The organism is Mesorhizobium sp. M7A.F.Ca.CA.001.08.2.1 (assembly GCF_003998455.1).
Classification (GTDB): domain Bacteria; phylum Pseudomonadota; class Alphaproteobacteria; order Rhizobiales; family Rhizobiaceae; genus Mesorhizobium; species Mesorhizobium ciceri.
The window spans coordinates 1-9,321 of the sequence record NZ_RZPW01000177.1 but is presented as its reverse complement, the minus strand read 5'-3'; the positions used below and the strand labels follow the sequence as shown (position 1 = coordinate 9,321).

Genomic DNA, 9,321 nt, shown 5'->3' with positions numbered 1-9,321 from the left:
ATCTACGACTATATGCGGCTTCTGTTCGCGCGCGTCGGCATCCCCTATTCGCCGGCCACCGGCCTGCCGATCGAGAGCCAGACAGTCAGTCAGATGGTCGACCGTGTACTGGCGGTCGAGGAAGGCACGCGCCTGTTCATCCTGGCGCCGATGGTGCGCGGCCGCAAAGGCGAATACCGCAAGGAATTGCTGGAACTGCAGAAGAAGGGCTTTCAGCGCGTCAAGGTCGACGGCGTCTTCTATGAGATCGCCGACGTGCCGGCGCTGGACAAGAAGTACAAGCATGACCTCGATGTCGTCGTAGACCGCATCGTCGTGCGCGGCGATCTCGCGACGCGGCTTGCCGATTCCATAGAAACGGCGCTGAAGCTGGCCGATGGGCTGGCGGTCGCCGAATTCGCCGACAAGCCGCTCGATTCCAGCCAGACGGGCGAGGATTCGGTCAACAAGTCGAAGAACGAGACGCATGAGCGCATCCTGTTCTCGGAAAAGTTCGCTTGCCCGGTCTCCGGCTTCACCATTCCGGAAATCGAACCGCGGCTGTTCTCGTTCAACAACCCGTTCGGCGCCTGCCCGACTTGCGACGGTCTCGGCAGCCAGCGCGCCATCGACGGCAATCTGATCGTGCCGGATGAAAACATCTCGCTGCGCGACGGCGCCGTCAGCCCGTGGGCGAAGTCGACCTCGCCCTATTACGCGCAGACGCTGGAGGCATTGGGCAAGGCCTATGGCTTCAAGCTCGGCGACAAGTTCAAGGATTTGTCCGAAGAGGCCAAGGAAGCCGTCCTGCGCGGCACCGGCGAGCGCGAGATCACCTTCCAGTATGATGACGGCCTGCGCTCCTACAAGACGACGAAGACTTTCGAAGGCGTCATCCCCAATCTCGAGCGGCGCTGGAAAGAGACCGAATCCGCCTGGATGCGCGAGGAGATCGAGCGCTTCATGTCGGCCACACCCTGCCCGGTCTGCAAGGGCTATCGGCTGAAGCCCGAGTCGCTGGCGGTGAAGATCGCCGGCAGGCACATCGGCGAAGTCACCGAGCTTTCCATCCGCAAGGCCGACCAGTGGTTCACCGACCTGCCCGCGTCGCTCAACGACAAGCAGAACGAAATCGCGGTGCGTGTGCTCAAGGAAATCCGTGAACGGCTGCGCTTCCTCAACGATGTCGGGCTCGACTATCTGACGCTGTCGCGCAATTCCGGCACGCTGTCGGGCGGCGAGAGCCAGCGCATCCGGCTGGCATCGCAGATCGGCTCCGGCCTGACCGGCGTGCTCTATGTGCTGGACGAGCCGTCGATCGGTCTGCACCAGCGCGACAATGCGCGCCTGCTCGATACGCTGAAGCACCTGCGCGACATCGGCAACACGGTGATCGTCGTCGAGCATGACGAGGACGCCATCCTGCATGCCGACTATGTCGTCGACATGGGCCCGGCCGCCGGGATCCATGGCGGCGAGATCATCGCCCAGGGCACGCCGCAGCAGGTCATGGCCAATCCCAATTCGATCACCGGCAAATATCTGTCGGGCGCGCTCGAAGTGGCGACGCCCGGCGTGCGGCGTGAAGCGAAGAAGAACCGCCGCATCAAGATCGTCGGCGCGCGCGGCAACAATCTGAAGAACGTCACCGCCGAAATCCCGCTCGGCACCTTCACCGCCGTCACTGGCGTGTCCGGCGGCGGCAAGTCGACCTTCCTGATCGAGACGCTGTTCAAGGCCGCCTCGAGACGCATCATGGGCTCGCGCGAACATCCGGCCGACCACGACCGCATCGAGGGCCTCGAATTCCTCGACAAGGTCATCGACATCGACCAGTCGCCGATCGGCCGCACACCGCGTTCAAACCCGGCCACCTATACCGGCGCCTTCACGCCGATCCGCGACTGGTTCGCTGGCCTGCCGGAGGCCAAGGCGCGCGGCTATCAGCCGGGACGCTTCTCGTTCAACGTCAAGGGCGGCCGCTGCGAGGCCTGCCAGGGCGACGGCGTCATCAAGATCGAGATGCACTTCCTGCCCGACGTCTACGTCACCTGCGACGTCTGTCACGGCAAGCGCTATAACAGAGAGACGCTCGACGTCGTGTTCAAGGGCAAGTCGATCGCCGACGTGCTCGACATGACGGTCGAGGAAGGCGTCGATTTCTTCGCCGCCGTGCCCGGCGTGCGCGACAAGCTCGACACGCTGAAGCAGGTCGGCCTCGGCTACATCCATATCGGCCAGCAGGCGACAACGCTGTCCGGCGGCGAGGCGCAGCGCATCAAGCTGGCCAAGGAACTGTCGCGCAAGGCGACCGGCAAGACGCTCTACATCCTGGATGAGCCGACCACTGGCCTGCATTTCCACGACGTTGCCAAACTGCTGGAAGTGCTGCACGAACTGGTAGACCAGGGCAACACGGTGGTGGTCATCGAGCACAATCTCGAAGTGATAAAAACCGCGGACTGGGTGCTCGACCTCGGCCCCGAAGGCGGCGATGGCGGCGGCGAACTGGTCGCCTCCGGCACGCCGGAAGCCATCGTGCGCGAAAAGCGCAGCTACACCGGCCAGTTCCTCAAGGAGCTTCTGGAGCGACGTCCCGGAGGCAAACGCGAAGCGGCGGAGTGATCGACCGGTTGGCGCCTGGAGAGCTCTGGAGAGCTTTTGAATGACAATCAGAAGAGCGCTTGCCGGTGATCTCCAAACCGTCGTCTCGCTGACGGAAGCGGCCTATGCGCCTTACATCGCACTGTTCGGCGCGCCGCCGATCCCGGTCACCGAGGACTATGCACCGCGCATCGTGCGCGGCGAGATCTGGTTGCTGGAAAGTGGCGGCGAGCTTGCCGGGCTGATCACGCTGGAGCGACATGACGACCACGCGATGATCTTCTCCGTCGCGGTCTCCCCCGACTTTCAAGGCAAGGGCTTCGGCATTGCGCTGCTGAAACACGCGGATGAGCAGACCCATCTCTGGGGTCTGCCAGAAGTGCGGCTCTACACCAACGCCAGGATGGAGCGGAACATTGCGCTCTATCTTGCCTATGGTTTCCACGAAACGGGTCGCCGGCCCAATCCCTACCGGCCAGGATGGGTGCTCGTCGACATGGCCAAAACCGTCGATCAGATCACCGCGGCCTGATCTTTTTCTGCATTGGGAGGATGACAATGATCACATCGGGAACAATCCGCGCCGGCATGGGCGGCTGGACCTTCGAACCCTGGGATACGTCCTTCTATCCCGACAAGCTTTCCAAGGCCAAGCAGTTGAACTACGCCACTCGCCAGGTGCCGAGCATCGAGGTCAACGGCACTTACTATTCCAGCTTCAAGGAGCCGACCTTCGTCAAATGGGCCAGCGAGGCGCCGGACGGCTTTGTTTATTCGCTGAAGGGCAACCGCTTCGTCACCAACCGGCGCGTGCTGGGCGAGGCCGGCGAATCGATGATGCGCTTCCTTGGCTCCGGCGTGGCGGCGCTCGGCGAAAAGCTCGGGCCGATCCTGTGGCAGTTCGCACCGACCAAGAAATTCGATCCGGACGATTTCGAAGCCTTCCTGAAGCTGCTCCCGGAAAAGCAGGACGGCGTTGCGCTGCGCCATGCGCTCGAAGTCCGCAACGACAGTTTTGTCGTGCCGGAATTCGCAGCACTTGCCCGAAAATACAAGGCCGCGATCGTCTACGCCGACCATGCCAAATATCCTGATATCGCCGACATCACCGCCGATTTCGTCTACGCCCGGCTGCAGACCGGCAGCGATGACAATCCCGACTGCTATACGCCGAAAGGCCTCGATGAATGGGCCGCGCGGGTAAAGACCTGGGCGCAAGGCAAGCAGCCGGCCGACCTGCGGCGCGCCGACCCCGCCACCGATGCGCCGGTCAAGCCGCGCGACGTGTTCGTTTACTTCATCACCGAGGGCAAGGTGCGCGCGCCGTTCGGCGCCATGGCACTGATGAAGCGAGTGGACCAGGGTCAACCGGTGCCCTGACGCAGCGGAATCATGGCATCTTCGCCACCGTCGTAACCTTATCGATACCTCCTTGCTGCATGAATCCAGCCAGACCAGTCGCAGATCTGGGCCGCCACGGGCAAGGACGAGGGGCATGTCGCTCGACTACACTTCACTTCTCCTGGCTGTCGGTTTTTCCGCGGCCTGCCTGAGCCTGACATTGTTCGGCATGTGGCTGACCGCTCGCTCGGAGAAATTCCTGCTGACATGGGCGATCAGCCTGGTGTTCGTGGTCGGCGATATTTTTGTCTATGACGCCTATATCGACATGCCCGGGCGCCTGCTGGGCATCGCCACGCTGGCTTTCCTCCTGCTCGGTTTCTCGACAATGCTAGGCGCGGCCTACCAGTTCAGAACCGGCGGCTCGCCAGTGCCCCGAACTGTACTTGGCAGCGCCATTTCGCTGGCCGTGACGTTGCCTCCCATGGCTCTAGGCTATGACGGGCTGGGCTTCATGTTCGAAAATGCCTTCGCCGCCTTGCTTCTGTTCGCAACGGCGGTCGAATACTGGAAGGGCCGCGACGAAGCCCCTGCCCTGACGATCGGTATCACCGCGCTCTATTCTGCCACGGCCGCATCCTTCGCTCTCTGCGCCATGGTTTTAGCCTTGGATGGAAAGCTGGTCCTTGGACATGCGCCAAGCAACTGGGCCGAGGAACTGAGCCTCATCATCGTCATCGCCAGCATGACCGGGATTGGAGCGCTTTCCCTGGCCCTGAATCAGGGACGCTTGGCCCGGCATCACCGCCACAATGCCCTGACCGACCCGCTGACCGGCCTGCTCAACCGCCGCGCCCTGTTCGACCTGCACGGCGATGCGCCGGTCGGCGCCTTCACGGCGGTGGTCGTCTTCGATCTCGACAACTTCAAGGCCATCAACGACGAATTCGGCCACGCCGCCGGTGATGAGGTGCTGAGGGTGTTTGCACGGGAACTCGCCAGCAATCGCCGCCCGGCCGACGTCGCCGCGCGCATGGGCGGCGAGGAGTTCGCGCTGGTGCTGAAGCGGACCTTGCCCGAAACGGTGGAGGCCACCGCCGAGGCCATACGGGCAGCTTTCGCCGCGCACCGCATCGAAACCGAGACAGGCTCGCTGATATGCACCGTCAGTGCCGGATTTGCTTTCGGCACCAAGGAAGGCCTCGGCTTCGACAAGGTGCTCAACGCCGCCGACAAGGCGCTCTACGACGCCAAGCGCGGAGGCCGTAACCGCGTCACCGCGTCTCCGTTCAGGCGCGCAAGCTAATCGCGCAACACCGGCCTCTGATCGTGGGGAGACGAATGCGGCTCCTAGGCCGCCATGACAATCTCATTGAAGGTATCGAGATCGACATAGAAGACCTTGGTGATCTCCTCGATCAGATCGTCGTAGTCGCAGCCCTGTGATCTCAAGATATTGATGGCAGCGATGATGTCGACGCGTTCGGTAAGCCGCCGCTTCTGGTAATCCTCGACGTAACGTTCCATGGCTGTCCTTTAGCCTGTGTGCCCAAACGCGTTTGAACGACAGAGATCGCAGGAGGGAAGCTAGGCAGCCTTGCTTGCGTGAAACTTGCCCGGCATTGGCCGTGGTCCTCGATCTGCGATAACCAGACTGATACGGAAGCGGCCGACTCACAAAGCCATGGAAAAGACTAGCACGCGATATTGAGCGTGCCAGAGACGCAGGTGATCGGATGGAGAAATATTGGACTTGGCAAGAACTTCGGATCGCCAACTGAAGTTCACCGCCAATTCTAGACGGTAAGGAACTTCCGCACATCAGCCCGGTCTAAATCTTCAGCCGGGCCGGTATGGACGATCACGCCCCGGTCCATGATGTTGACCTCGTCGGCGAGCTCGCGGCAGAAATCGAGATATTGTTCGACCAAGAGCACGGCGATGCCCGCCTGGTCGCGCAGATAGCGGATGGCGCGGCCGATGTCCTTAATGATCGACGGCTGTATGCCCTCGGTCGGTTCATCGAGCACGAGCAGTTTCGGCCGCATCACCAGCGCCCGCCCGATGGCGAGCTGTTGCTGCTGGCCGCCGGAAAGATCGCCGCCGCGACGGCCGAGCATCTGCTTCAGCACAGGGAACAATTCGAAGACATGCGCCGGAATGTTGCGGTCGGCTCGCCTCAGCGGCGCAAAGCCTGATTCCAGGTTCTCCCGCACGGTGAGCAGCGGAAAGACCTCCCTGCCCTGCGGTACGAATGCGATGCCCGACCGGGCGCGGTCATACGCCGCGCTCCGGTCGAGCGCCTTCCCCTCGAAGGCAACGCTTCCGCTCGTCAGCCGGTGGTGGCCGACGATCGATCTCATCAAACTGGTCTTGCCGACGCCGTTGCGGCCGAGCACGCAGGTGATCTTGCCGGCGCCCGCCTTCAGCGATACGCCGCGCAGCGCCTGGGCGGCGCCGTAGTGCAGCGTGGCATTGGAAACTTCGAGCATGTCAGCGCCGTCTCCAGAACCTGAGAAACGATAGATCGAAGTGATGGAACTGAACCCGCCAGACCATGCTCATCTCCCCAGATAGACTTCGACGACACGCTCGTCGGCCGACACGAAATCGAGTGTGCCTTCCGAGAGCACCGAGCCTTCATGCAGGCAGGTGACCTTGACGCCGAGCTCGCGCACGAAATACATGTCGTGCTCGACGACGATGACCGAATGGTCGCGGGCGATATCCTTGAGCAGCCGCGCGGTTTCCTCGGTCTCGGCATCGGTCATGCCGGCGACCGGCTCGTCAACCAGAAGCAGTTTCGGGTCCTGCGCCAAGAGCATGCCGATCTCCAGCCACTGCTTTTGCCCATGGCTGAGATTGGCCGCCAGTTCGTCACGCTTGTCGCCAAGCCGGATGATGCCGAGGATGTCATCGATCTGCCGCGTCTCGGCGGCCGAGCGGCGGTGAAACAGCGCCGGGAAGATCGAGCGAGGACCCTTCAGCGCCAGCATCAGGTTTTCCTCGATCGTGTGGCTTTCGAAGACGGTCGGCTTCTGGAATTTACGGCCAATGCCCATCATGGCGATCTCGGCCTCGTCGTGCTTGGTCAGATCGACTTGGCCGTCGAAGAACACTTCGCCCTCGTCGGGCCGCGTCTTGCCGGTGACGATGTCCATCATCGTCGTCTTGCCGGCGCCGTTGGGGCCGATGATGGCGCGCATCTCGCCCTTGTCGAGCACCAGCGACAGATTGTTGATAGCGCGAAAGCCGTCGAAGGAGACCGAGACGCCGTCGAGATAAAGGATCGTGTTCGACTTTGACATGGTCGCTCACTCCGCCGGCTGTGGTTCGGGGTTGCTGGCGGACCAGTCACCTGGCTTTCTTGCTTCACTGCGCACGATTTTCGCCGGCGGCGAGACATCGGCATCGGTGCCGGCTTCCTCGGCAATCGAAGCAGCTCGCAACGCCTTGGCGTTGCCGCGCCAGCTGTCCCACATGCCGATGATGCCCTTGGGCAGCAAAAGCGTGACGGCGACGAACAGTCCACCCAGTGCAAACAGCCAGAACTCCGGCAGTACGCCGGTGAACCAGGATTTTCCGGCATTGACCAGCAACGCACCGATGATCGGCCCGACAATGGTGCCGCGCCCGCCGACAGCCGCCCAGACGACGACTTCAATCGAATTGGCCGGCTCGAATTCACCCGGATTGATGATGCCGACCTGCGGCACGTAGAGCGCGCCGGCTATGCCGGCCATGACGGCCGAGACGGTGAAGGCGAACAGTTTCACGTTCTCCGCCCGCCAGCCGAGAAAGCGCGTGCGGCTCTCGGCATCGCGTACCGCCATCAAGAGCTTGCCGTATTTTGAGCCGACGATCGCCCAGGTGACGAAGACGGCAAGTGCCAGCATCACCGCGCTGGCGGCAAACAGCGCCGAGCGCGTCGCGTCGGCCTGCACGTTGAAGCCCAGAATATCCTTGAAATCGGTCAGGCCGTTGTTGCCGCCGAAACCCATGTCGTTGCGGAAAAAGGCAAGCAGCAGCGCATACGTCATCGCCTGGGTAATGATGGAGAGATAAACGCCGGTGACGCGGCTGCGGAAGGCGAACCAGCCGAAGACGAAAGCCATCAGGCCAGGCACCGCGAGCACCATGAGGCCGGCGAACCAGAAATGGTCGAAGCCATACCAGAACCATGGCAGTTCCTTGTAGTTCAGGAACACCATGAAGTCGGGCAGGACGGGATTGCCATAGACGCCGCGCGAGCCGATCTGACGCATCAGATACATGCCCATTGCATAGCCGCCGAGCGCGAAGAAGGCGCCGTGGCCGAGCGAAAGGATGCCGCAATAGCCCCAGACCAGGTCGAGCGCCAAGGCAAGCAGCGCATAGCAGAGATATTTGCCGGTCAGCGCGACGATGTAGGATGGGATGTAGAAGGCGCTGGTAGGAGACACCGCAAGGTTGAGCAACGGCACGATGACGGCCACCGCCAGCAGGATGGAGATCGTAATGGCGATGCGGCGGTCCGCGCCGGCGGCAAAGAAGCGTCCCGTGATCATGCTTCCACCGCCCTCCCCTTGAGCGCGAACAGGCCGCGCGGGCGTTTCTGGATGAACAGGATGATCAGCACCAGCACGACGATCTTGCCGAGCACCGCGCCCGCATAAGGCTCGAGGAACTTGTTGACGATGCCGAGCGAGAAGGCGCCGACCAGCGTGCCCCACAGATTACCGACGCCGCCGAAGACAACGACCATGAAGCTGTCGATGATGTACCCGCGGCCGAGATTGGGCGAGACGTTGTCGATCTGGCTCAGCGCGACGCCGGCAATGCCGGCAATGCCGGAGCCGAGCGCGAAGGTCAGCGCGTCGACCCACGGCGTCCTGATGCCCATCGAGGCAGCCATGCGCCGGTTGGCGGTGACGGCGCGCATCTGCAGGCCCCAGGGCGTGCGCTTCATCACGTAGAGCAGGATGCCGAAGACAGCGAGCGCGAAAACCAGGATCCACAGGCGGTTCCAGGTGATCGCCAACTGTCCGACATTGAACGAGCCCGACATCCAGGATGGGTTGCCGACCTCCTGGTTGGTCGGCCCGAAGATTGAGCGCACGGCCTGTTGCAGGATCAGCGAGACGCCCCATGTCGCCAGCAGCGTTTCAAGCGGCCGGCCATAGAGGAAGCGGATGACACCGCGCTCGATGATCAGGCCAACCAGGGCCGCGACGAGAAACGCGAGCGGCAGTGCGATGACCAGCGACCAGCCGAACAGGTCCGGGAAGGATGTACGGATCACCTGCTGGACGACGAAGGTCGTGTAGGCGCCGAGCATTACCATCTCGCCATGCGCCATGTTGATGACGCCCATGACGCCGAACGTGATGGCGAGGCCGATTGCCGCCAGCAGCAGCA

General features: G+C 62.5%; 9 protein-coding genes. 4 read left to right on the top strand and 5 right to left on the bottom strand.

All coding sequences use genetic code 11. The features are described from left to right. From uvrA to EN914_RS13145, 4 genes are all read left to right on the top strand, one after another. Positions 1 to 2,604: excinuclease ABC subunit UvrA (gene uvrA, locus EN914_RS13160; protein ID WP_127389109.1), on the top strand; the 2,604-nt coding region annotated here is incomplete at its 5' end. Positions 2,605 to 2,644: 40 nt separating this feature from the next. Continuing rightward, positions 2,645 to 3,115, top strand: a complete 471-nt coding sequence (locus tag EN914_RS13155; protein WP_024503516.1) for a GNAT family N-acetyltransferase — start codon at positions 2,645 to 2,647, stop codon at positions 3,113 to 3,115. Positions 3,116 to 3,141: 26 nt separating this feature from the next. Further along, the gene (locus tag EN914_RS13150) at positions 3,142 to 3,963 is read left to right on the top strand and encodes a DUF72 domain-containing protein (RefSeq protein ID WP_024503517.1); all 822 of its coding nucleotides are present in this window, start codon (positions 3,142 to 3,144) and stop codon (positions 3,961 to 3,963) included. A 115-nt stretch (positions 3,964 to 4,078) separates the two neighbouring features. Then, positions 4,079 to 5,230 (top strand): GGDEF domain-containing protein, encoded by a 1,152-nt coding sequence (locus tag EN914_RS13145; protein WP_013531843.1) that lies wholly within the window; start codon positions 4,079 to 4,081, stop codon positions 5,228 to 5,230. 44 nt (positions 5,231 to 5,274) lie between these two features. Here the strand turns inward: EN914_RS13145 and EN914_RS13140 are convergent, their stop codons facing one another. The 5 genes from EN914_RS13140 to urtB all read right to left on the bottom strand — a co-directional run. Beyond that, on the bottom strand, positions 5,275 to 5,451 hold the full coding sequence (locus EN914_RS13140) for a hypothetical protein (protein ID WP_013531844.1): 177 nt from the start codon (positions 5,449 to 5,451) through the stop codon (positions 5,275 to 5,277). 269 nt (positions 5,452 to 5,720) lie between these two features. Continuing rightward, positions 5,721 to 6,416 carry an urea ABC transporter ATP-binding subunit UrtE gene (gene urtE / locus EN914_RS13135; RefSeq protein ID WP_013531845.1) on the bottom strand — a complete coding sequence of 232 codons (696 nt, stop codon included), beginning with the start codon at positions 6,414 to 6,416 and terminating at the stop codon, positions 5,721 to 5,723. 69 nt (positions 6,417 to 6,485) lie between these two features. Then, the gene (urtD, locus tag EN914_RS13130) at positions 6,486 to 7,232 is read right to left on the bottom strand and encodes an urea ABC transporter ATP-binding protein UrtD (protein WP_024503518.1); all 747 of its coding nucleotides are present in this window, start codon (positions 7,230 to 7,232) and stop codon (positions 6,486 to 6,488) included. 6 nt (positions 7,233 to 7,238) lie between these two features. Next, positions 7,239 to 8,471 (bottom strand): urea ABC transporter permease subunit UrtC, encoded by a 1,233-nt coding sequence (gene urtC / locus EN914_RS13125; protein ID WP_024503519.1) that lies wholly within the window; start codon positions 8,469 to 8,471, stop codon positions 7,239 to 7,241. Then, a partial coding sequence (gene urtB / locus EN914_RS13120; RefSeq protein ID WP_127389108.1) for an urea ABC transporter permease subunit UrtB occupies positions 8,468 to 9,321 on the bottom strand: 854 nt, incomplete at its 5' end. The genes urtC and urtB, both read right to left, overlap by 4 nt.